The organism is Shewanella morhuae (assembly GCF_003028295.1).
GTDB lineage: Bacteria > Pseudomonadota > Gammaproteobacteria > Enterobacterales > Shewanellaceae > Shewanella > Shewanella morhuae.
Window position 1 is genome coordinate 775,770 of the sequence record NZ_PYSG01000002.1, and the last position, 22,909, is coordinate 798,678.

The 22,909-nt window shown below is 43.4% G+C and carries 19 protein-coding genes; 12 read left to right on the plus strand and 7 right to left on the minus strand.

Annotated elements, in window-relative coordinates:
* Positions 1–327: 327 nt before the first annotated feature.
* Positions 328–537 carry a transcription antiterminator/RNA stability regulator CspE gene (gene cspE, locus C9I43_RS03885; protein WP_006080998.1) on the minus strand — a complete coding sequence of 70 codons (210 nt, stop codon included), beginning with the start codon at positions 535–537 and terminating at the stop codon, positions 328–330.
* 703 nt (positions 538–1,240) lie between these two features.
* On the opposite strand from cspE, the gene C9I43_RS03890 reads away from it, so the two are divergent.
* From C9I43_RS03890 to C9I43_RS03920, 7 genes are all read left to right on the plus strand, one after another.
* Complete coding sequence (locus C9I43_RS03890) at positions 1,241–4,462, plus strand: DEAD/DEAH box helicase (protein WP_107882228.1); 3,222 nt, start codon at positions 1,241–1,243, stop codon at positions 4,460–4,462.
* A gap of 53 nt (positions 4,463–4,515) precedes the next feature.
* The gene (locus tag C9I43_RS03895) at positions 4,516–5,292 is read left to right on the plus strand and encodes a phosphatase (protein WP_076496772.1); all 777 of its coding nucleotides are present in this window, start codon (positions 4,516–4,518) and stop codon (positions 5,290–5,292) included.
* The gene (rfbD, locus tag C9I43_RS03900) at positions 5,261–6,364 is read left to right on the plus strand and encodes a dTDP-4-dehydrorhamnose reductase (RefSeq protein WP_107882230.1); all 1,104 of its coding nucleotides are present in this window, start codon (positions 5,261–5,263) and stop codon (positions 6,362–6,364) included. Before C9I43_RS03895 ends, rfbD begins: the two co-directional genes overlap by 32 nt.
* A 266-nt stretch (positions 6,365–6,630) precedes the next feature.
* A complete protein-coding gene (cysQ, locus tag C9I43_RS03905; protein WP_076496770.1) occupies positions 6,631–7,461 on the plus strand; it encodes a 3'(2'),5'-bisphosphate nucleotidase CysQ in 831 nt (276 codons plus the stop codon).
* A gap of 35 nt (positions 7,462–7,496) precedes the next feature.
* Positions 7,497–8,414, plus strand: coding sequence for a fructokinase (gene mak, locus C9I43_RS03910; RefSeq protein WP_107882232.1), 918 nt, complete (start codon positions 7,497–7,499; stop codon positions 8,412–8,414).
* Positions 8,415–8,631: 217 nt separating this feature from the next.
* A complete protein-coding gene (locus tag C9I43_RS03915; RefSeq protein WP_107884025.1) occupies positions 8,632–9,333 on the plus strand; it encodes a YdcF family protein in 702 nt (233 codons plus the stop codon).
* Positions 9,334–9,388: 55 nt separating this feature from the next.
* Positions 9,389–10,072, plus strand: a complete 684-nt coding sequence (locus tag C9I43_RS03920) for a DUF2982 domain-containing protein (RefSeq protein WP_076496768.1) — start codon at positions 9,389–9,391, stop codon at positions 10,070–10,072.
* Positions 10,073–10,191: 119 nt separating this feature from the next.
* On the opposite strand, the gene C9I43_RS03925 is transcribed toward C9I43_RS03920, so the two are convergent.
* From C9I43_RS03925 to galU, 6 genes are all read right to left on the minus strand, one after another.
* Entirely contained in the window at positions 10,192–12,483 is a 2,292-nt protein-coding gene (locus C9I43_RS03925; RefSeq protein WP_107882234.1) for an OmcA/MtrC family decaheme c-type cytochrome, read from the minus strand.
* Positions 12,484–12,960: 477 nt separating this feature from the next.
* A complete protein-coding gene (locus C9I43_RS03930) occupies positions 12,961–13,947 on the minus strand; it encodes a LysR family transcriptional regulator (RefSeq protein ID WP_107882236.1) in 987 nt (328 codons plus the stop codon).
* Positions 13,948–14,326: 379 nt separating this feature from the next.
* On the minus strand, positions 14,327–14,776 hold the full coding sequence (locus C9I43_RS03935) for a bactofilin family protein (RefSeq protein ID WP_076496765.1): 450 nt from the start codon (positions 14,774–14,776) through the stop codon (positions 14,327–14,329).
* A gap of 88 nt (positions 14,777–14,864) precedes the next feature.
* Positions 14,865–15,350 carry a ferredoxin-type protein NapF gene (napF, locus tag C9I43_RS03940; RefSeq protein WP_107882238.1) on the minus strand — a complete coding sequence of 162 codons (486 nt, stop codon included), beginning with the start codon at positions 15,348–15,350 and terminating at the stop codon, positions 14,865–14,867.
* Between the two features lie 89 nt (positions 15,351–15,439).
* A complete protein-coding gene (galE, locus tag C9I43_RS03945) occupies positions 15,440–16,453 on the minus strand; it encodes a UDP-glucose 4-epimerase GalE (protein WP_107882240.1) in 1,014 nt (337 codons plus the stop codon).
* Entirely contained in the window at positions 16,453–17,361 is a 909-nt protein-coding gene (gene galU / locus C9I43_RS03950) for a UTP--glucose-1-phosphate uridylyltransferase GalU (RefSeq protein WP_076496762.1), read from the minus strand. The genes galE and galU overlap by 1 nt, the downstream gene beginning before the upstream one ends.
* A 322-nt stretch (positions 17,362–17,683) precedes the next feature.
* On the opposite strand from galU, the gene phhA reads away from it, so the two are divergent.
* From phhA to maiA, 5 genes are all read left to right on the plus strand, one after another.
* On the plus strand, positions 17,684–18,496 hold the full coding sequence (gene phhA / locus C9I43_RS03955; RefSeq protein ID WP_107882242.1) for a phenylalanine 4-monooxygenase: 813 nt from the start codon (positions 17,684–17,686) through the stop codon (positions 18,494–18,496).
* Between the two features lie 121 nt (positions 18,497–18,617).
* Complete coding sequence (locus C9I43_RS03960; protein WP_076496760.1) at positions 18,618–18,956, plus strand: 4a-hydroxytetrahydrobiopterin dehydratase; 339 nt, start codon at positions 18,618–18,620, stop codon at positions 18,954–18,956.
* Between the two features lie 259 nt (positions 18,957–19,215).
* Entirely contained in the window at positions 19,216–20,754 is a 1,539-nt protein-coding gene (gene tyrR / locus C9I43_RS03965) for a transcriptional regulator TyrR (protein ID WP_107882244.1), read from the plus strand.
* 355 nt (positions 20,755–21,109) lie between these two features.
* Positions 21,110–22,096 carry a fumarylacetoacetate hydrolase family protein gene (locus C9I43_RS03970; RefSeq protein WP_107882246.1) on the plus strand — a complete coding sequence of 329 codons (987 nt, stop codon included), beginning with the start codon at positions 21,110–21,112 and terminating at the stop codon, positions 22,094–22,096.
* A 143-nt stretch (positions 22,097–22,239) separates the two neighbouring features.
* Positions 22,240–22,890, plus strand: coding sequence for a maleylacetoacetate isomerase (gene maiA, locus C9I43_RS03975; RefSeq protein WP_107882248.1), 651 nt, complete (start codon positions 22,240–22,242; stop codon positions 22,888–22,890).
* Positions 22,891–22,909: the final 19 nt, after the last annotated feature.

Below are 22,909 nucleotides of genomic sequence, written 5' to 3' on the forward strand. Positions count from 1 at the left end.
TTACTTTTGGGATACGTAATGAAAGGTTGTTAGTGTGCTGATGCAATTAGGTAATGATAACAGTATGTTGTGGGTGCATTAACGCTAGAGTTAAAGACAATGCGTAGTGATGCAGCCGAAGTAGGATATCTGGAACAGTATTTTGTTGGTGTCGAGAGTTTTGAAGCGGTCAGATAAAACAGACACTCAAATTTCACACATACAAAGCTAATGAATAGAGCTATTTTTAATAGCAGATGAAAATAAGCCAAATTGTAGATATAAAAATGCCGACATAAGTCGGCATTTTTGTCTGGAACTCGTTAACTTAAATTAGACAAAGTCTAATTACAGAATAACTACGTTCGCAGCTTGAGGACCTTTTTGGCCTTGTTCGATATCAAAAGAAACCTTTTGACCTTCAGCAAGAGTTTTAAAGCCTTCTGAAACGATTGCGCGGAAATGAACGAATGCGTCAGCGCCACCATTGTCAGGAGAAATAAAACCAAAACCTTTATCTTCGTTAAACCATTTAACTACACCAGTAGTTTTAGACATGAATGTCTCCAAAATTTTTCAAACAAATAATTCGCAATTATGCGGTATGTTAGCCAGAAATAGAATTATTTACATTGATGATAAGTTATGAGTGGAAAGCTTCATGACAGCAAAAAAAATATTACAGGCGTAGCGAAGGTTTTCAAATACATAATATTGCTTATAAATAGGTCTGAATCACAGGCCGGATTGAAGATTAACACACTCTAGGGGTTTGTATAGTTTTATTTTTAAATATCGTCTCAATGACAATACTTTTTAAGTGTAATAATGGAGTTTTGTAAAATAATATTTTTTATTTTTCAGCACGTTGCAGTCATTTGTTGCGTGTCTTTAAATTTAAAATTATTTTATGTGTGAACCTAGATTTATTTGCAGTATACATTTAATGCTGAATACGCAGCCTATAAAAGTCGAACGTAGTATCGAAAATACGACTGTGCTACGGCTAGATGTGGGTATCAAAATCAAAACTTTATCACTAATTGCTGAAAACTAATTTTTATCCGCTTTACAATAGTAAAAAATGTGTCATGTCTGTAGATAAGTTTGTGGCTGTATCTTGGTGAGGTTGTTTATGATGGTTATCATTCTGGCTTTCGGCTAAGGCTTTCAATACAATCTCATACAACTCATTGATAAATTTCGCAAGGCAATGGTTGTTATTGCCTGTATTTGATATTTTTAGTTTCAAGGCTTTTAGATGAATCGCTTGTCCCCCCAAGATCCTATTCAATTGACTCGAACCAGCATTGAGTCATTATTCACGGCGCCAACCTTAATGCGTGCCCGTGATTACGTGATGAAAAAACGGGTATTAAGCGCTAAAGCGAATGCTGATTTTCGTCATATTGAAGGTCGCGTAATGGGAGCTGAGTCCCAGCCTTATCGGCAAGATATTCGTCTGGTGAGTGTCAACCATAAGCTCATTATGAATGGCTTCTGTTCATGTCCTGCTACAGGGCATTGTAAGCATCTTGCCGCAGTCCTTTATAGTTTGCTCAGTGATAAAACGGTCGAAGATCAACGTATCGCCCAGTGGTTACATCTCCTGGATGAAAGTGATGACCTCACATTATCTAACGTCGATTTACTTTATGATGACCGCGTGCTGTACGTATTATCTAAAGACGATAATGGAGTTTATCTTGAGTTAAGAAAAGGCAAGTTGGCAAAGAAAGGCGACTATAACAAAGGCTCAAAAATCGCGTTATCGGACGTGCAATACTATATGCCGGCTTGGATTGGCGCCGAAGACGTGCTGATCATCAACCTTATTATGTCTACTCGCCGCCACGGCGCCTCACGTTTATACCTAAAAGCCCAGCTAGGCGCTATGGCGCTGGATAAAATGCTGCTGTCTGAGCGATGTTTTTGGGAAGAGAGCCGTTTACCGCTCACCCGTGGCGCGCCGATAAAACCTGAATTTATTTGGCTTGATAAAGATGTTGAACATAAACAAATGCAGCTCTCGCTACCCAATAAAGATAATTGGGAGCTGATTCCTATTGAGCCACCAAGTTATATTGATTTAGATTATTTTACGGTGGGAGCATTAGAGACCGAAATCAGTGTTGAAAAAATGTTATTACTCAGCCAGATGCCACCAGTGCCAAGTTCACAAATTGAGTTGGTGAGTCATAGGTTAATTAAGCATTTTTCACTCAAAACGGTACCCACACCACTGGCTATCGATTTTGTTGAACTAGCGGAGCCACTGCAAATTAGGTTGACAGTCACCTCGCAAGATTTACCCGAGTTTGCCATGGCGCAGCCATTGGTGCTGCTGGAGTTTGTTTATCAGGACGTGGTGCTTGGCGGTCAATATCCAATCGAGCCGTTATCTTTAGTCACTCAACAGGGAAAAACCTATCAAGTTACGCGCCAGTTAGCGGCAGAAAGGGATGTCATTAATCGTTTGATGACATTGGATTTTGTCGAGCTAGCTCCTTCTTTTATGCCTAATAGCGGCAGCTATGTCAGCATTTGGGGTTTAGGTTCACTGCCTGAAGCGATTGACGCTTGGTTGCAGTTTATTCAACAGGAAATCCCGAAATTAGAAACCTTGGGCTACCAGATGCATTTTGCCGCCAATTTTAATTTAAATGTTATTGATACTCCGCTGGCGATTGAGCTGGATGATACTGAGGCGGGTTGGTTTTCCCTATCACTTAATGCTGATATTGATGGCCAAATCGTGCCAATGCTACCGTTAATTGCCACTTGGCTTAAACAGTATGGTGAACCTGCTGACGATGCTGAATTATTATTGCCAAGCCCTAATGGTGATTGGTTAAAAGTTAAAGCCAGTGCAATTAAGCCGCTGATTAGCATTATCTTAGAGCTATTTGATGGCAATAAAGGTAATAGCGTGTCTTTGCCTAAATACCGCGCACATTTATTAAATGATTTTGCCGACAGTGACATTCGTTTGCTCAATGGTGAGCGAGTACGCAGTTTAGCAACTAAGCTCGACAGTTTTAACGGCGTGGTGGACGTCACAGTGCCTAGTAGCCTCAATGCTGAGCTACGTCAGTATCAACAACAAGGATTAAATTGGCTTTGTTTTTTAAAGGAATATCAGCTTGGCGGTATTCTGGCCGATGATATGGGACTGGGTAAAACCATTCAAACCTTGGCCTTTTTACTCAAGCAGCGAGAATTAGCTCCTGTGGGGGCGAGTAGTGCACCGAGTCTGATTATTTGCCCGACTAGCTTAGTGGGTAACTGGGCGAAAGAAGCGGCAAAATTTGCGCCTTCATTAAAGCTTGTGATTATTCATGGCGCATTACGCAAGCCGTTGCTTGAACGCTTAGCTGAGTTTGATATTGTCGTGACGACCTATCCGCTGATAGTGCGGGATAGTGAATATTATCAAGGGTATGTGTTCGAGCATATTGTGCTTGATGAAGCGCAGCAGATTAAAAATGCGCAGGCGAAAGTGACTCAAGTGATTAAAGTGATTAAAGCGCCGTTTAGATTGTGCTTGTCTGGCACCCCGCTTGAAAATCACCTCGGTGAACTTAAATCGTTACTGGATTTTAGCTTGCCAGGATTACTCGGAACCAATGCCTTTTTTAATAAGTCTTTCAGGCACAAAATTGAGCGTTACGGCGATATAGAACAAGCGCAAGTATTGAGTCAACGCATTGCGCCTTTTGTGCTACGCCGCACTAAAGATGAAGTGCTCGGTGAATTACCGCCTAAAACTGAAATATTCCAGACCTTAGCGTTAGAGAAAGATCAGCGGAATCTCTATGAGAGTATTCGATTGGCGATGGAGAAAAAACTACGGGATTTATTTGCTACTCAAGGCGTTGGCAGCAGTCATATCGAATTTCTCGATGCCTTACTTAAATTGCGCCAAGCTTGCTGTGATCCGCGCTTAGTGAAATTAGAGCAAGCGCAGAAAGTAAAGAGTAATGCAAAGTTAGATTGGCTTAAGCAGAACTTACCTGAGATGGTACAAGAAGGGCGTAAGATTTTGATCTTTAGTCAGTTCACTAGCATGTTGTCCTTGATTGAAGCCGAGCTGGTAGACTTAGGACTTAATTACAGTAAGCTCACCGGACAAACTCGTCTGCGCCAAGCGCAAATTGATAAGTTTCAAGAGGGTGATACCCCCGTGTTTTTAATTAGCTTAAAAGCCGGTGGTACTGGGCTAAACCTCACGGCAGCAGATACCGTTATCCATTATGATCCTTGGTGGAATCCAGCTGTAGAAAAACAGGCTACAGATAGGGCCCATCGTATTGGCCAAGATAAGTCGGTGTTTGTGTATAAGTTGATTGCCGAAGGCACAGTAGAAGAGAAAATTCAAGAAATGCAACAGCATAAGCAAAGTTTAGCAGATAGTATTCTTGAAGGTAAAGGTAAGGGCACATGGCAAGGTAGTGCCGATGAACTGTTATCGCTTTTTAGCTAATTAAATTAATGGCTATTTTCTTAATTGATCGCATCATTTGACTGAGGTGAACTATGCAGTACCAAGTCGACACTCATACTCATACCGTGGCTTCAAGTCACGCTTATAGCACGATTCATGACTATATCGCTGTGGCAAAGCAGAAGGGTATTCGTCTTTTTGCCAATACTGACCATGGACCCGATATGGCTGATGCGCCGCATTTTTGGCATTTTGTGAATTTACGAGTATTGCCGCGTATGGTCGATGGTGTCGGCATTTTGCGGGGTATTGAAGCCAATATTAAAAATATCGATGGCGAGATTGATTTCTTTGGTGATTATTTAAAGCAGCTGGATATTGTACTCGCGGGATTTCATGAGCCAGTTTATCCACCGTCAGATAAGGCTACTCACACCAAAGCTATGATTAACGCTATTAAAAGTGGCAATGTTGATATTATTACCCACCCAGGAAACCCTGCTTATCCAATTGATATTGAAGCCGTTTCCCGCGCTGCGGCCGAGTATGGTGTTGCGCTTGAAATCAATAATTCTTCCTTTGAAGTCTCCCGTAAAGGCAGTGAAGCTAATTGCACAGCCATTGCTCAGGCGGCTAAGGAGTTTGGTACGATTTTAGTCATGGGTTCTGATTCCCATGTAGCCTTTAGTTTGGGCGGCTTTGCGCGCGCGCAAGCGATTATCGATGAAGTGGCTTATCCGCCATCACGGTTACTCAATCGTAGCCCCTCGGCATTATTGGCATTTTTAGCCGCGCGTGGTCATGAAACCGTTAGCGACTTAATCGCTTTATTTAACGATGATGATATTGGCGATGGCGCAAATAACTAAAACGACACCAGCCCCATGTGAAACATCGACGATTATAGAAGCTAACTTCCCTGACGTTGTATTAATAACCGGCGCTAATAGCCAGCTGGCGCAAGCGTTACTGCGAGTTGCTGCCGAAGTGGGTTATCTATTCTCGAACACGGGTATACCATTTAAGCTTTGTGCGTTAAACCGCAGCCAATTAGATATCACCAATGCCGCCAATATTGCCGCTGTATTTTCTCAATATCGACCTAATTGGGTGATCAACTGCGCCGCCTATAACGCGGTTGATGCGGCTGAAAACGATATCGTTAAAGCCCATCGCGTGAATGCGCTCGGCCCCGAGTTACTAGCGCAGCAATGTTTGCAGTCGGGCGCGCGCTTACTGCATGTGTCGAGTGATTATGTGTTTGGTGGCAATGCAGCTCACGATATTGACCACAATGCTGAGAATGTGAGTGAAGGTGTTATTGACCCCGCTGCCAAACCACATTATTTAGCATCTCCCTGCGTTGAACTTGATCATCCAAAGCCGCTTTCTGAATACGCTAAGAGTAAGTTACTTGGCGAACAAAAGGTATTTGCGGTTTTTGGGGATCGTGCCACGGTTGTGCGCACCTCATGGCTTTACGGCCAAGATGGGCATAATTTTGTCAAAACCATGCTGAAATTAATGCAAACTCAGCCTAGTTTACAGGTGATTGACGATCAAATTGGTTGCCCAACATGGAGTGATGCACTTGCGCGGGTGATGTGGCAATTAGTGGCGGCGCAGTGCTCGGGGTTATTTCATTACAGTGCTAAGGGCCAATGCAGTTGGCATGAGTTTGCTGTTGAAATTCAGCAACAAGCCTTAGTGCTCAATTTGTTAAATCAACCAGTGGTTATCCTGCCTATTTCTAGCACTGCCTATGCTAAGCAAGCATTAACGCGCGGCGTGAATGTGGCAAAAAGGCCGAGTTATAGTGTGTTAAATAGTGACAAATTACAATTCACTCTGGCTACTCATGCAAGGCACTCAATGTTTGATAACATTGAGTGGCAAGATTGGCGTCAGCAACTGAATCAGATGCTGCGGCAGTTATCTTGATAACGATGAGATTTATAGCATTGATGTAGACTCGCTACATGAAAACAAAGACGGTAAATATCCAATGCAGCTAGTCTAAAATCTCTTCTGTGCCTCGATGACTTGCCTGAGTATCGTCAGCACTTTGTGTGTTTGTGGCTTTACAGTGGACATTTTAAGCAGTAAGTCTTAGTTTATTTTGCTTGATGTATGATGAATTTGTTCTTAATTCTGTTTCGATGACAATGGCATAATACCAAGATATTTAACGCATTAAGGAAATCCGAGTGACAGATAACACGACAACAGCGCAGACATTGACGAAACAAGATCTGCTGCAAGTGGTGGCGATTGCTAAAGCGGCCGGCGATGCCATTATGATGGTTTATGGTCAAGATGACTTTTCAGTTAACCATAAGGCTGACGATAGCCCTGTGACCGCCGCCGATTTAGCCGCGCATCATGTGATAGTGGCGGCATTGGCGCAGCAGTTTGTTGGTATTCCTATTATGTCTGAGGAAGCGGCGGATATTGCGTGGGACGTGCGCCGTCAATGGCACACCTATTGGTTGATTGACCCTTTAGATGGTACTAAAGAGTTTATTAAGCGCAATGGCGAGTTCACCGTTAATATTGCGCTTATTCATCAAGGGGTTGCTGTCGCGGGTGTAGTATATGCGCCTGTGCTCGATACGTATTATTATGGCGCTAAGCATTTAGGTGCATGGCGTCAACAAGCAGGCCAAGAAAGTCCATTATTAGGCGCAAAAACACCACGAGAAATACCGATTATTGTTGGTAGTCGCTCTCACTTAAGTCCAGATATGGCGCAATATTTACAACAGTTTGGCAAGCATGACATCTTAAGCGTCGGTAGCTCGCTTAAGTTTTGTATGTTGGCTGAGGGCAGTGCAGATTTATACCCAAGGCTTGGCCCTACCAGCGAGTGGGATACCGCAGCGGCGCAGGCTGTGCTCGAAAGTGCTGGTGGCACAGTTGTCTGTTATGACTCAGGTGAACCATTAACTTATAACCAAAAATCTGACATTTTAAACCCTTATTTTATTGCCACTGCCCCAGATTGGGTAAAACAACAACCTAGCATTGATGCTTATTGATCTAAATGGCGTGCTAAACATTGGAGTCGTAATTCATGATGCGAATAGGCGTCGATTTAGGTGGAACAAAAATAGAATTAGTCGCACTGAGTGATGAAGGCAATGAGCTATTTCGCAAACGTGTGACTACGCCGCGCGACTATCGAGGCACACTTGCTGCCGTGGTTGATTTGGTTGAAGAAGCAGAAACCACACTCGGCGAAAAAGGCACTGTTGGCGTGGGCATTCCTGGTGTGATATCGCCCTATTCAGGTTTAGTCAAAAATGCTAACTCAACGTGGATTAATGGCCATCCCCTCAACGTGCATTTAGGTGAAATGTTGCAGCGCGAAGTGCGGGTTGCCAATGATGCAAACTGTTTTGCGGTATCAGAGGCGATGGATGGTGCTGCTGCAGGTAAATCTGTGGTATTTGGCGTGATTATCGGTACTGGTTGCGGCGCTGGCGTGGCAATTAACGGCAAAGTGCACGGCGGTGGTAATGGTATCGGCGGTGAATGGGGCCATAATCCTCTGCCTTGGATGACGAAGGAGGAATTTAATACCACCCGTTGTTTTTGTGGTAACCCTGATTGTATCGAGACTTTTATTTCAGGCGCTGGCTTTGTGCGTGATTACAATGTGGCGTTGGCAGCATCAGGTACATTGCGCGCTGCTGCAAAATCAGGTGTCGATATTATGTTATTAGTCGATGAGGCCGATGCTATTGCACTCGCTGCGTTTGAGCGTTATATCGATAGGCTTGCCCGCTCACTCGCCCATGTGATCAATATGCTTGACCCCGATGCTATAGTCCTAGGCGGCGGTATGTCTAATGTTGCGGCAATTTATCCAAGGTTACCGGCATTACTGGCCCATTATGTTTTGGGGAGTGAGTGCCATACACCTGTGCTACAAAATCTTTACGGTTGCTCATCGGGTGTGCGCGGCGCCGCTTGGTTGTGGGAAAAGTAATCTTCGCTTGGATATATGTACTCATTGAGTGAGTTTATTAGGCTTTGAAATCAATGTTTAATGGCCTATGCGTTTGGTAAACATTAGCCCAGCGAAACGCTGGGCTAATGTTATCTGCGATGCGTTTCGCCGTATTTTGATGCTATGATTGCGCTCTTTTGGGTTGTTTGGCATGAACATCATGTTTTGGGTTAAGAAAGTTGTTTCACAGGGGATGATGCCTATTCCCTTTATCCTATTGCTTTTACTGCTTTCTTTTTTAGTATGGCGCCGCCGGAGTATGGCGAAATACTTAGTTACATGCGCCTTCTTGCTGTTGTTTTTTTTAAGCAGTCAACTAAGTGTCAATACCCTAGTGCGGCCATTAGAATCTGTTTACCCTATCAATTCTACCACCATTACTGGCCCTTGTTTTGTGATGGTTTTAGGCTCAGCGCATTCTGATATTCAAGGCGCGACTGCGGTGCAATCTTTATCGACTGTGGCGCTTGCAAGGCTTACAGAAGGGATACGGCAACTTAACTTAGGTCAAGAATGTCAATTGATTGTTAGCGGTTGGGGCGGCGAACTTACCCATATTTCCCACGCTGAAATGATGGCGAATGCTGCGATTGAGTTGGGTGTGGATAAACATCGAATTATCCAATTTCCACTGGCGCGAGATACCCTAGAAGAAGCGCAATATTTGCAATCGACGTTAGGCCAAGTCTCTTTTCGTTTAGTCACCTCGGCGACGCATATGCCAAGGGCCATGACTATTTTCGCTGCTAAAGGTTTATATGCTGATGCCGCGCCAACAGATTTTATTGGGCGGGCTGATTTTGGCTGGCGTTTAAGCGCTGATAATTTAGTGGCGTCTCAGCGGGCGATTCATGAATATATCGGCCGCTTGTGGTTATGGCTAAAAACGTTAAGTTAAAGGTGATAGTTTGCGAACTTGGCTATGAATATATTAAGTGTTAACAGGAATAATAATGACAATTGAGTCCGAAGTGGTGTCAGTACGGCCTTTATCAAAACGAAATGGTTTAACCTTAACTTGGTTGGGTGGGATAGGTCTTGTGCTGGGGTTTTGGCTATTTATCTCAATGCCAGCCCTGTTTGCTGTGGGGTTAGTTTTTTTTAGTTTTGGCGCCATTGCATTAATTCTTGGTTTAGCCAAAGTTTATGAGCCAGAAACAACGTTAGCATTAGATGAGAAAGGGCTGACTTATTTTCATCGCCGCGGCAAAGTGTCCATCGCTTGGGATAATATTCAGCGGGTCGATATCCCGCGGGTAACCAATGGCTTAGATACGATAGAATTATCCTATTTAGGCATTAAACTGAAGCACTTAAATCCTATTCTCGATAATATTTCCCTGCGTCTAGCGACGGGCTTATTAACCGAGCAACGGCCTTTACTGGTGACAGCAGCCTCTCAAGATGAAGACTTAGCGACCTTGGAAACCTACCTTGGCGCTGAGTTTGGTCCGTTAGTGATAGAAGGCGACCGTTATCGTGGCGTGTTGGCGATGTTTGGTCATCGCTGCGTGATGTTAGATACGCGTTTGGGTTATCACTTGTATATTCCCCAAGACAGTTTAGATAGAGAACCTAAGGACTTTATCACGTTACTTAGGCAACGTATCGCGCAATACCATCGCTTAGCAGACTAAGTTTTTACCGCACTGATTTGAATATTCATCTGAAATTTATCGACAATAAAAAAGGGGACCAAAGGCCCCCAATGAGTTGCAGAGATGAAATTGGGGCTGTGCAGGGCAGCCCTAAGGTACTAGTGTGCTACCTCTGCGTGTACCTTATCTACGCCATAGGTTTTACCTTCAGCATGACAGGTCGCGCAAGATTCTACTGGTAGGTTAGGATCTGTCATTGCATCGGCTTCAACGACCGCGCCGTTACTTCTAAAGTGAGCGACAGCCGCCGCATCAGAGTGAGCGTGACAAGTACGGCATGACTCGGCAACTGGGCTAATGTAGTAGTTACCAACTTTGATTGAACGCTTGCCTGAGGTTAGGCCACCGTCAGTTGCAAACAGTTTAGCATTGTCTTTATGACAAATCGCACAATCTGTTTCTGGCGCGGGATAACCAACCAAGCCACCTGTCGCATCGCGGAAAATCCCTTCGACTTCACCAAAATTACCGCTGTGGAAACGGTGAGACACAGTGAATAAGTCTCTATTTTTAAACGTAACGTTAGGATCGCTAACTAAAACACCGTCCTCACCTTTGTAACCTGTAGCTGAATGATAAGAACCTCCCGTGGTGTCATTATGGCAGTGCATACATTGGTCAAAGGTATAAGTACCGTGTTTTGGACCTTTGGCGTAATCTAAAGTGCCATGGCAAGCATTACATTTGGCTTCTTCGACAGTGATGCGAGTGGGATCTGTCATGCGTGCTTTAGTGACTGCGCCACTATCAAGGCTATAGAATTTAACTGCTGCATCATTACCGATAGGGCTCGTTGGACCAAACTCTATCCCCGCAGTATTACAACTAACCACTTTACCTGCTTTAGCACAGAAATTAGCTTCTGAACCTAGATAGATAGTGCCCGTCGCTTGTGCATCAGGAATATCTTTTACAATAGTGAGCACACCGCCAGCAAGCGTACCGTTATTGAGTTTTATGCTGATTGTAGGTTGAGTAAATCCCCATGAGTACACAGTGCCATCAGCAGTTACATTGCCAATCAGCAGGCCGTTGGTGACGAACATAGCCGTAGGATTACTGGTTACATCGTAAGTTGTTAGTGATGTGCCATCAGCAATTGGCGCACCATTTAAACTAACGTTGGCTTTTATGGTAAGTGTTTTCATGCCCAGCGTTGCAGAAGGCACTGTTGTGGCGCTGGTAAAATCAATTTTAAATAAAGATGCATACTCTGCACGTTTACCCACGCTGTGAACCACAGCAGGTGACAGGTTTCCGCTGCCGTGGCAAGAGTTACATTGAGTATCATCCGCTTGGGCTAGGGCAAATTCTGAGTGGTTTTCACCAGTCGCAAAGTTGACTGTCATATGGCAGCCTACACAAGCTTGAGCATAAATGGTGTTATAGCTTGGTTGGTCTGTCGTGTGGCAAGCGGTACATTCTTTCAGCGCAGATGGAAAGCCAATCTCGCTCCATTCTTTCGCTGTTTTATTACTAACATCAAAGTTTGCTGCGTTTTCTGCACCTGAGTGGATCCTGTGAATCATGGGCGCAAAGTCAAATATTAAACCTGCAGCTAAATCAGCATCGCTTGGTAGTTGATCTGGGTTATGGCAGGTGACACAGTTTTTAACACCTTGGTAGTTATGGTGCGCAGAAATATTGGCGATATGACCATTCGCTTCACCGTGACATTTTTCACAGGCTGCATCACTCACGGTATCTTTACCTGATGTCGCCAGTTCGTCAGTGGCTGGAATGAAGTCAACGGGCACTGATAAAATCTTGTCAGATAGGACGACACCAGTGCTATCGGCGATGTTATAAGCCCGTAAAAATATTCTGTGTACTGCATTGGGATTATCATTTGGATTGATAATGGGCGCAGCGCCTTCATGTGTCCAAGTTGCAGTATAAGTGCCTGGTGTTGCAATATCTTCGGTTAACGTACAAGCATTTTTAGTCGCGTCAAGGCCATCTAAAGTACAAGTAAATGAACTACCTGCCGCATTTGCAGTGACATTATTTTGCCATTGAATAGGTGCGCCAGTTCCTGAAGTATTTTCATTAGCCGTTAATGAATAAATAGCAATCTTGTTTAGTCCGGTGAAGGGGACATCTTTATTTGCATTTTTACCGGTAAGCATAAATTTAATACTAAAACCTTCACTACTGGTTACTTTAATGTCGGCGGGGCTTAAAGTGAATGAAAGATCTGTGATGGATTGCGCTGTTGTTGCAAAGGATCCCGCAGGGGTTCCTGGTATTCCGGGAGCTCCAGGAGTGCCGGGCGTACCCGGTGTTCCGGGAGTGCCATTTTCACCATCACTTCCGTCCCCGCAGGCGGTAAGACTTAAGCTACTGACGAGAGCCAGCGCCAGTAGAGATTTATTATAGTTTTTCATCATCGCGTCCTTTTTCTATCTATAAGACTGCGTGTGCAGTGCCACCAATATAGGAGTATTCACCTACTTATAAAGTGGTTTTTGTAAGTTTGTATCTATTATGTGAACGGTGATTTAACCGCCGAGAATGGCAATTGCAAAATTTGAATTTTGCTATTTTACATATTCAAATTAAGCTCTGTTTTTATGGTGGGTTTCACAATTGTTATATTTCAACTTAGACGTCTAGGGATAATTCATTTTCGGTTAAGTAAAATGAACGAGACTTAAATAGCCTATATCTTAAGTGTGGATTTAATATTTTTAATATGAAAGTGATAGGAGAAAGTTGTCTAAAGTTAGCGTATGAGTCGTATTTAAGACTATTAAATTGTGCTTTTTTGGACGTTGAGTCATAACGCGACAAACCCGTTTAGCATCGATTCACATCAATAATGTCAACAAGGTTTAATAGACTTGGTATTAATGAGTTGGCTTAACTTACGTCTCGCACGAATACTCTGTATCTAATGTGGCAAGTAAGGAGCACACCACCAGATCACATTGGTTTTGGCTGTATCGCCGATGAATTACTGGCTTTTGAATGAGGTAATAATGGGGTGCCATCATAGTGTCGTGCAATCTACTGAGCTCAGTATCACTAAGGCGTTCTAGGTGTAATCCTGGCATATGTTTTACCGTGTGCATATCAATGGTGGAGCAAAAGGCCACGCTCTTCATGGTTAATAAATGGGCATGCCATTCTTCTCTATCGAACACTTTTTCTACTGCTGGTAATAAGATACCTTGGCGTTGACAAAATAATTCTAAAGGATCAATTTTACTGTTAAAACCCTTGAATTCTTGAAATAGAAATGGGTGGCGGCAAATGTGCTCTAGGGTTATGTTGGTCTCAATCTGCCAGAGCGGATGTTGTTTGTCCGCTACAATATAAACGCCATTAACTGAGCCAAGTTTGGTATAGCTTAATTCTTTATTTTCAGCACTTTCTAGGGTAATACCAAAATCCAGTACACCTGCATGGATCAATTCAGCGCTATTTTCCTGCCACTTATGTAAGTATATTTTACCTAACTTTTGGGCGATTTCGGGAGTGCTTAATTGCGGTGCCAAAAAGCTTAGCAGCCCATTACTGGCCGCAATGTGCAAGGGGAGATCACTGTGAGTCGAAGCGTTTTGTATTTGTGTTGCAGATTGTTCAAGGTGATGAACCGCTTCAGTAAACTGGCATATAGCAACATAAAGACTTTCTGCTAATGGCGTTGGTTTGAGTCCCTGTTGACGACGGTAGAACAGTTCATCGTTAAAGGTAAAACGTAATGCATTGAGACAACGGCTAATTTTTGGCGCAGAAACATTCAGTGCTTTAGCTGCGCTATTTGCATGCCCAGTATCGAAAATACTTTTAAAAACAAGCAAGGTAAAAACATCGAGCTCACAGATTTGTTTTAATAACAAATTACTCATTTTGTATTCAGCCTTGTATTGGTTTGCATATAGTCATTACTGTGCGCGGGTAGCTACAGGGTGTCTGTCTCTTTATCTGCGTTAAGTTTGTTACTTATAGGTCACTATTAGGCATACAAATTTGCCTTGAGGACTTTTAGCTTACATTGAATGAACTGCTGTCAAATAAGATGCCAATTTGGCAGTAAATTAACACGACTTTTGCAGATAAACTGTGATCTTTCTTGATAAGGCAACAATCTATTAACGATTTTAATTGGGAAAGGGGACGTTATGGGGGGAAATCTTGGGAGTGTGAGTCATGCTTGCGGTCACAATGAACGTTTAAAAATGCTCACTTTGCATTGCGAGCATATATTAATGATGTACTGATAAAGATTTAGCGAGATTCTATTACATCGCTTTGTGCTAAAGGCAGGTTACGTGAGTCTATCGCAGGTGTGTGGCCGATGGCATGGGAATAAATAGTTGGCGCATCTTCTTTAATTCGCATACCGATGAATTGGCCACCTTCAAGGATTTGCATTGAAGTGCTAGCGACTTCGCCATCGACAACGCCATTACGTTGAATGACTAAACGTTCACAAATGAGTCTACCTTTAAAATATCCATCAACAATACATTCTTGACACTTTACTTCGCCATGAATGGTACCGCCTTGCTCTATGCTGACATTCGCTTGGGACAGAAGTTGACCTTGAATATCGCCACCGATAAGTACATCCCCGGTTAATTCAATATTACCCGTGAGTTTTGTGCCACGGGAAATAAAACTCAACGAGGTACTTTTTTGAGTCGGGGAAAATAGTTTTTTAATAAAGGTCATCATAAATTAACTCAGTTCAATCGGCGCGCGATAATAGCCGAAAATAGAGAACAAACCTAGTAACGCTTTACTCACCGCTAGGATTATTGGTTTATTCAGTGGGCAGTTTTATATGTATGGCTTGGCTAGGGCAAGGCGCGACACAGGCACCGCAACCGTTACATAAATCAACATCAATATGAGGGCTAGGAGCTTGGCCAATGCTGAATACAAAGTTGATGGCTCGGGGCTCGCAGGCATCCTTACAACTTTGGCACCAGATCCCATGGTTTGTTAAACAAGTCTCTTGCACATAGGCTTTATAATGCCAAGCGGGTTGGGTTAAATCAAAAATGTTCTCAGGACAGCTTTTGGCGCACAGAGTACAAAAAGTACATTCATTGTTAGTGAAGGACACTTCTGGAAATCCAGCGTCGCCTTTAATAATAATCTTGGTTTCACAGGCCGTAATACAAGCCGAGCAGCGAGTACACATATCGGTAAATTCGATATCCTCACGTACCCAAGGTGGCCTTATTGCGTTACTTTTACGACGACTAAAGAGGCTGCGACGACTGTGATTAATACTTTGAGTCATGTTGCTCCATGGATCATTTCAAGCGGTATTCTTAGGCAAAGAGATAAAGAAATGGCTTAGTGAGATATTTCAACAAGCCATTAATAGGATTAGCCGCTATAACCTGTGGGATTTGTCGATTGCCAATGCCAACTACTATTGGCCATATCCTCTAAGGTATGCGTGGCTTGCCAGCCTAAATCTTCCCTTGCATGGGTTGGATCGGCGTAACAAGCGGCAATATCACCGGGACGACGTGGCGCAATCTGGTAAGCAATAGTGCGACCACAGGCTTTTTCAAAAGCCTTGACCATATCTAACACGCTATAACCTATACCCGTACCTAAGTTATACGTGACTAAACCAGGTTTTGTCGCTAGTTTGGTGAGTGCTTTTAAATGACCATTAGCTAAATCGACGACATGGATATAGTCACGCACACCCGTACCATCGTGAGTCGGATAATCATCACCAAACACACTTAAGGCGGTACGTTTACCTACGGCAACTTGCGCAATAAATGGCATCAAGTTATTCGGGATATCGTTAGGGTCTTCGCCGATTAAACCACTGGCATGGGCACCAACGGGATTAAAATAGCGTAAACGTGCGATATTCCAGCTCGGATCGGCATTGTGTACATCCGCAAGAATATGCTCAACCATTAACTTAGACTGACCATAGGGATTAGTTGCCCCCGTTGGGAAGTCTTCGGTGATAGGTAAACTTGCAGGATCGCCATACACGGTAGCTGATGAGCTGAAAACGAGATTTTTTACCTTATTCTCTGCCATCACTTGGCAGAGAATAAGGGTACCAGTGACGTTATTCTCATAATACTTGAGTGGTTTAGCAACCGATTCACCCACAGCTTTTAATCCGGCAAAGTGGATAACCGAATCAATTGCATGGTCGCTAAATACTTTTTGTAATAAAGCCTTATTGAGAATATCGCCTTGATAAAAAGTGACTGTTTTACCTGTGATCCGCTCGACTCTGTGTAAGGCTTCTATGCTTGAATTAGACAAGTTATCCAATACAATCACGTTATTGCCTGCATTGAGCAGTTCTACTACAGTGTGGGTACCAATATAACCCGCCCCACCAGTCACTAAAATCGTCATTACTTCATTCCCTTTACGACGGTTTTTAAATATTGTGCAAAGTCTTCACCAATTTCGCTATGGCGCAGAGCATATTCTACGTTGGCACGCATGTAGCCTTGTTTGTTACCGCAATCGTGACTTTTACCTTGCATATAATAAGCATTCACGGTTTCTTGCTTCATCAACATGGCGATAGCATCGGTTAATTGAATTTCATCACCGGCACCGGCTGGTGTTTTTGCCAGTAGCGGCCAAATGCTGGCGGGTAACACATAACGGCCTACAACGGCTAAGTTTGATGGTGCTTCATCTACAGATGGCTTTTCAACGAGCTCGGCTAATGGTTCTGACTCACCAGGTTGTAAATCATGGCCATTTACATCGGCAATACCATATTGGTTGACGACATTATGTGGCACACCTTCTACCATGATTTGACCCACTTGGGTTTGATCAAATAGGGAAACCATGGCAGCTAAGTTATCAGTGCGTAAATTGCAGCTCGACTCATCGATAATCACATCAGGCAGTAATACGGCAAATGGCGCATCACCTACCACAGATTTTGCACATAAAATCGCATGGCCTAAGCCTTTAGCTTGAGACTGACGCACACTGATGATAGTGACATCTTTAGGGCAAATAGATTGTACTGCTTCGAGTAACTGACGCTTAACGCGGCGTTCAAGTTGGGCTTCTAATTCGAAACTGGTATCGAAATGGTTTTCGATAGAGTTTTTACTGGCATGGGTCACCAGTACAATTTCTTTAATTCCTGCGGCAATGGCTTCGCTTACTACATATTGGATCAACGGTTTATCGACAACAGGTAACATTTCTTTTGGAATGGCTTTAGTCGCTGGAAGCATACGAGTGCCAAGGCCTGCGACAGGAATAACAGCTTTACGAATTTGATGTTGTGTCATTGCGAACCTTTTAGATTAAAGAGATACGATTAATGGCCAATATTGTAAATGACCTACACAGAAAAGCTATTCTCAAACGCTGAAATATCAGGGTTTTTTCGGTATTTCAACGGTAAATTTATGCAGAATTTTAACCACGTTAGCATAGTGAATCTAATACATCATGGTTGATATGTGTTTTTAGTGCGTTTTTAATGTTTTTGTAATACTTACTTTACGTTTTTACCACAACTGCGGATCAACAATAAAGTGTGAGGGAGTTAACAAAATTCAAGGCTTAGATCACTATGGAGCCATCAGTGTTAGCCATGAAGTGAAGACTATGACGAAAGGAACAGCGTACATCGCTCACACAGCCGATAAGACTGGGTTTATTCAATACCCACAAGCAGAGCATGACATATGGAGCCAATTGTACGCCCGTCAAGCGGTGAATCTCCCCGGACGAGCTTGCAAGGAATATCTGCAAGGTCTTGATGCGTTAGCTATGCCTAAGGATCGTATTCCGCAACTCGCTGAAATTGATGCAGTACTGCAAGTAACGACTGGCTGGAAAACAGCAGCGGTGCCTGCACTGATTTCCTTTGGCCGTTTTTTTGAATTACTCGCGAATAAAGAGTTTCCAGTGGCAACGTTTATTCGTCGCAAGGAAGAATTTGACTATCTACAAGAGCCCGATATTTTTCACGAGATTTTTGGCCATTGCCCTTTATTGACTAACCCTTCATTTGCTAATTTCTCGCATATGTATGGCCAGTTAGGTTTGCATGCCAGTAAGGAGGAGCGAGTATTTCTGGCGCGTTTGTATTGGTTTACGGTTGAATTTGGTTTACTACAACCTAAAGGCGGCCCTTTGTGTATTTATGGTGGAGGTATTTTAAGTTCACCCGGTGAAACCTTATATGCAATGGAAAGTGCAGTAGCAGAACGTCAACCGTTCGATTTACTCGATGTGCTACGAACTCCTTACCGTATCGATATCATGCAGCCGATTTATTATGTTATTGACCATATTGATATGCTAGATGAAATCGCCAAAATGGACATCATGAGTTATGTGGCTAAGGCGCGCCAGTTAGGCTTATTTGCCCCTAAATATTTACCCAAAGTTAAAGTGAGCGAGATAGTGATTTAGCCAGATAGTGATTTAGTGCCGATATAGTGAACTGAGTTGATTTTTTATGGTTGAGTAACTCAATCAGTAATACGTAAAGTGCAACGGATTGACCTTATTGATGTTGCCAATAGGAGTATGTATGACAGCGTTATCGAATATGAAATGTGAAGCGTGCCAAGCCGATGCCCCGAAAGTGACCGATGAAGAGTTGGCAGAACTGGTGCGTATGATCCCAGATTGGGGCGTACAAGTGCGTGATGGCGTAATGCAACTTGAACGAGTCTATAAGTTTAAAAACTTTAAACTGGCGATGGTGTTTACCAATAAGCTGGCAGATTTGGCTGAAGCCGAATTTCATCATCCAGGTATTTTTACTGAGTGGGGCAAAGTGACGGTAACTTGGTGGTCACACTCAATAAAAGGACTACATAAGAACGATTTCATCATGGCCGCCAAGACGGACCAGTTATTTGATTAATATTTTTAAATAACTAAATCAGCTCGTTAAGTATTTTTCGGCGCTGATTTAGTTACTCCAACTCCGCTCGTACTGTAAACTAGACTTGCCACTTTTGATTTAACCTTTTAACGTATACACGCCCTGCTATTAATTTGCCGCTTACGTTTGCGTAAAGCTGGTTTTCTAAGCCAATATGCGTTCTATTGGCGAGCGTAAAAAATAGCTCTGCACGGTTTCTCCCCAAAATTCGAATCAAAAAATGGGAATATCAGTCATTATGCGCTTGGAAGTCAGCTGTCAAGATCGCGTGGGTTTAGCGAAAGATATATTAGTTGTGTTAGAACAGTATGGTATTAATTTAATTGCCATTGATGCCAGTAATCAAGGTTTTTTATACCTACAATTTGCCGAAATTGGTTTTGAAACCTTAAGTGCGTTAATGCCGCAAATTCGTAAGGTGGAAAGTGTGCATGATGTGCGCACGGTTTCGTTTATGCCCTCAGAGCAAGAGCATTACGCGCTCAAGACCTTGTTAAAAACCTTACCTGATTCCGTGTTCTCCATTGATGCCAAAGGCCGTATTCGTATTGTTAACGAGTCTGCCTTGCTCAATATCGGTATGGGCGAGCATGAGGTGCTCGAAGAATCGCTCAACCATTGGGTACAAGGCTTTAACTTCAGCCGTTGGTTGAGTGAAGGCCAAGTGTTACCGCAAGCGGCACGAGTACAAATTGGTCCCAATGAATATTTGGCTGAAATGCTACCCATTTATCTGCCCGATGAGGATGAAAAAAGCATTTTAGTGGGGGCAGTGGTGTCGCTCAAATCTCCCGCACGAGTCGGTAAACAGTTCAATGCGTTGCAGAATCAAACGACTGGCTTTGAGAATGTATTAGCTAGCAGTGACAAAATGAAAGAGGTGCTTAAGCAAGCGCAGCGGATGGCTCAGCTTGATGCGCCTTTATTGATCACCGGTGAAACCGGTACTGGCAAAGAGCTCATGGCCAGAGCCAGCCACGATGCCAGTATGCGCCGTGAAAAACCCTTTATCGCTATTAACTGTGCGGCTTTACCGGACAGCGCCGCCGAAGAAGAATTATTTGGTTATGTCAGCCAAGGTAAAGTGATCAAACGTGGCTTTTTTGAAGAGGCCAAAGGGGGAACGATATTCCTCGATGAAGTGGCCGAAATGTCAAAGGCTGCCCAAGTTAAGTTATTACGTTTACTGCAAGACGGCAGCTTCAGACGCATAGGTGGCGATGACGAAGTGCGTGCAGATGTGCGTATTATCTGCTCGACCCAAAAAAATCTCGCTGAGCTATGCCAAACCGGTGAGTTTAGGGAAGATTTGTACTATCGCATCCATGTGCTGAGTTACCACATCCCCTCATTACGTGAGCGTAAAATTGATATCATTCCATTGACTGAAATGTTCCTCGAACATTACAGCCAGCAATTATCGAGTCCAGTTAGGCGGATTTCGGCTCAGTGCCGTGAACATTTACTCACTTATGCTTGGCCGGGTAATGTGCGCCAGTTAAAAAATGCCGTATTCAGAGCGGTATCTATGTGGGATGGTTCGGCAGAATTGACGGTAGAGCAGCTAAAACTTCCCTCTTATGCCGAAGGGTTTGGTTATTTTGATGATGAGTTCGAAGGCAATCTCGATGATGCAATGAAGCAATTTGAGGGTAACTTGTTACGTCGTTTGTATCCTGCGTATCCAAGTACTCGCCAGTTGGCTAAAAAGCTCGGTGTGTCGCATACCGCAATTGCCAATAAACTGCGTGAATACCAGATAGCTAAACGTCGTTAGTGATGTGATTTAATCGCTGAATGTAACCGTATCGTTCCACTAAGTAGCTGGCTTTTTAGGCATATCCGTTGGCTAGCTATTGAAAAACGGTAAGGCGTTTATAAGCGTAATTATTAGTTTACAAAATGTAAAATAATTGATTTGAATGTGATTTTGTTCACGCTATAGGAATCTTCGCCGGTATCGGGTATTTCTACGCGCAGCAAATACGTTAGCGTAAACAATTACGGACATTTTGTTAGCCCAAAACGTTCAGCATGAGTCAATGATAATCGTCGAATTTAAGTTGGGTGGCGCAGTGCGTTTTCCCGTAGTCCAAAATTGTACGCCTAGCTAAAAAAGTACTGGAGCCAATATGAAACTTGCAAGTTATAACAATGGTCGCCGAGATGGTCAGTTAATGTTAGTGAGTCGTGACCTGACTAAAACGGTTGCCGTGCCTGCCATTGCCCACACCATGCAGCAATTACTCGATGGTTGGGATTTACTCAAGCCACAATTACAAGAACTATACGATGCGCTGAATGAAGGTATGTTTGATAATGTCCAAGCTTTTGATGAAGCTAAGTGTTTATCGCCATTACCTCGTGCTTATCAATGGGCTGATGGTAGCGCCTATGTAAACCACGTTGAGTTAGTGCGTAAAGCTCGCGGCGCTGAAATGCCAGAAACCTTCTGGACAGATCCTTTAGTGTACCAAGGGGGCTCCGATAGTTTTATCGCCCCTAAAGCCGATATTGAAATGGCCAATGAAGACTGGGGTATCGATTTCGAGTCTGAAATCGCGGTAATTACCGATGATGTTCCTATGGGCGTGAGTAGTGATAATGCGGCTCAACATATTAAGTTGTTGATGCTCGTGAATGATGTCTCACTGCGTAATTTAATCCCAGGAGAGCTGGCGAAAGGTTTTGGTTTCTTCCAATCTAAGCCATCGAGCAGTTTTTCGCCTGTGGCGGTAACGCCCGATGAATTAGGCGCACGCTGGGAAGATTCTAAAGTGCATTTACCGTTAATCACCTACTTAAACGGTGAGTTATTTGGCCGCCCTAATGCGGGCGTTGATATGACGTTTAATTTCAGTCAACTCGTTTCACATGTTGCCAAAACTCGCCCATTGAGCGCTGGCGCAATTATTGGTTCTGGCACCATTTCTAATTATGACCGTAGCGCGGGTTCGAGCTGTTTAGCGGAAAAACGCATGTTAGAAGTGATTGCTGACGGTAAAGCTACGACGCCATTTATGCGTTTTGGTGACACTGTGCGTATCGAAATGCTGGATGATAACGATGTCACGATTTTTGGTTGTATCGATCAAAAAGTGGTTGAATATAAAGCTTAACACGGCATTGATTATTGCCAGCATCGATTAACATTCACGGGGCTAAATGGCCCCGTTAATGTATCGCCAAACCAGCTTAAAATATCAAGGTTTATTGATAAAATGGTTTGGCTGGCAAGTTCAATGGATAAGGAGATAAAAATATGAAACTGTATGGTTATTGGCGCTCAAGTGCTGCATATCGTGTTCGCATTGCGCTCAATCTTAAGGGAATTTCAGCCGAGCAGTTCTCAGTACATCTGGTACGTGATGGTGGTGAGCAACACCAAGCGCCATATATTGACCTTAATCCCCTAGAATTAGTGCCAACCTTAGTGGTGGACGATGAGCTAGATACTGAGGCATTGTCGCAATCTTTAGCCATTATTGAATATCTTGATGAAATCTATCCTCAAGCGCCATTATTGCCCGCCTCAGCGCTTGAGCGTGCTCACGTGCGCGCAATGGCACTAACCATAGCCTGTGAAATTCATCCGTTAAATAACCTGCGAGTATTACAATATTTAACCCAAACCTTAGGTATTGATGAGGCGGCTAAAAACACTTGGTATCAACACTGGGTAGCGAGTGGCTTTGCGGCCTTAGAAGTCCTATTAGCCAGACATAGCGGCCGTTACAGCTTTGGCAATACAGTGACATTAGCCGACTTGTGTTTAGTGCCGCAGGTATATAACGCCCAGCGTTTTAATGTGGACGTAACGCCTTACCCCAATATTATGCGTGTATGGGCTGAATGTAATCAGCTTGATGCCTTTGCCGATGCCGCGCCAGAGCGCCAAGCAGATGCTATTTAACGTATTTGAGTACTTATGG

Coding starts and splice junctions, on each gene's coding strand:
- cspE (WP_006080998.1), bottom strand. CDS start 537: ATGTCTAAAACTACTGGTGTAGTTAAATGGTTTAACGAAGATAAAGGT.
- C9I43_RS03890 (WP_107882228.1), top strand. CDS start 1,241: ATGAATCGCTTGTCCCCCCAAGATCCTATTCAATTGACTCGAACCAGC.
- C9I43_RS03895 (WP_076496772.1), top strand. CDS start 4,516: ATGCAGTACCAAGTCGACACTCATACTCATACCGTGGCTTCAAGTCAC.
- rfbD (WP_107882230.1), top strand. CDS start 5,261: ATGATGATATTGGCGATGGCGCAAATAACTAAAACGACACCAGCCCCA.
- mak (WP_107882232.1), top strand. CDS start 7,497: ATGATGCGAATAGGCGTCGATTTAGGTGGAACAAAAATAGAATTAGTC.
- C9I43_RS03915 (WP_107884025.1), top strand. CDS start 8,632: ATGCCTATTCCCTTTATCCTATTGCTTTTACTGCTTTCTTTTTTAGTA.
- C9I43_RS03920 (WP_076496768.1), top strand. CDS start 9,389: ATGACAATTGAGTCCGAAGTGGTGTCAGTACGGCCTTTATCAAAACGA.
- C9I43_RS03925 (WP_107882234.1), bottom strand. CDS start 12,483: ATGATGAAAAACTATAATAAATCTCTACTGGCGCTGGCTCTCGTCAGT.
- C9I43_RS03930 (WP_107882236.1), bottom strand. CDS start 13,947: ATGAGTAATTTGTTATTAAAACAAATCTGTGAGCTCGATGTTTTTACC.
- C9I43_RS03935 (WP_076496765.1), bottom strand. CDS start 14,776: ATGATGACCTTTATTAAAAAACTATTTTCCCCGACTCAAAAAAGTACC.
- napF (WP_107882238.1), bottom strand. CDS start 15,350: ATGACTCAAAGTATTAATCACAGTCGTCGCAGCCTCTTTAGTCGTCGT.
- galE (WP_107882240.1), bottom strand. CDS start 16,453: ATGACGATTTTAGTGACTGGTGGGGCGGGTTATATTGGTACCCACACT.
- galU (WP_076496762.1), bottom strand. CDS start 17,361: ATGACACAACATCAAATTCGTAAAGCTGTTATTCCTGTCGCAGGCCTT.
- phhA (WP_107882242.1), top strand. CDS start 17,684: ATGACGAAAGGAACAGCGTACATCGCTCACACAGCCGATAAGACTGGG.
- C9I43_RS03960 (WP_076496760.1), top strand. CDS start 18,618: ATGACAGCGTTATCGAATATGAAATGTGAAGCGTGCCAAGCCGATGCC.
- tyrR (WP_107882244.1), top strand. CDS start 19,216: ATGCGCTTGGAAGTCAGCTGTCAAGATCGCGTGGGTTTAGCGAAAGAT.
- C9I43_RS03970 (WP_107882246.1), top strand. CDS start 21,110: ATGAAACTTGCAAGTTATAACAATGGTCGCCGAGATGGTCAGTTAATG.
- maiA (WP_107882248.1), top strand. CDS start 22,240: ATGAAACTGTATGGTTATTGGCGCTCAAGTGCTGCATATCGTGTTCGC.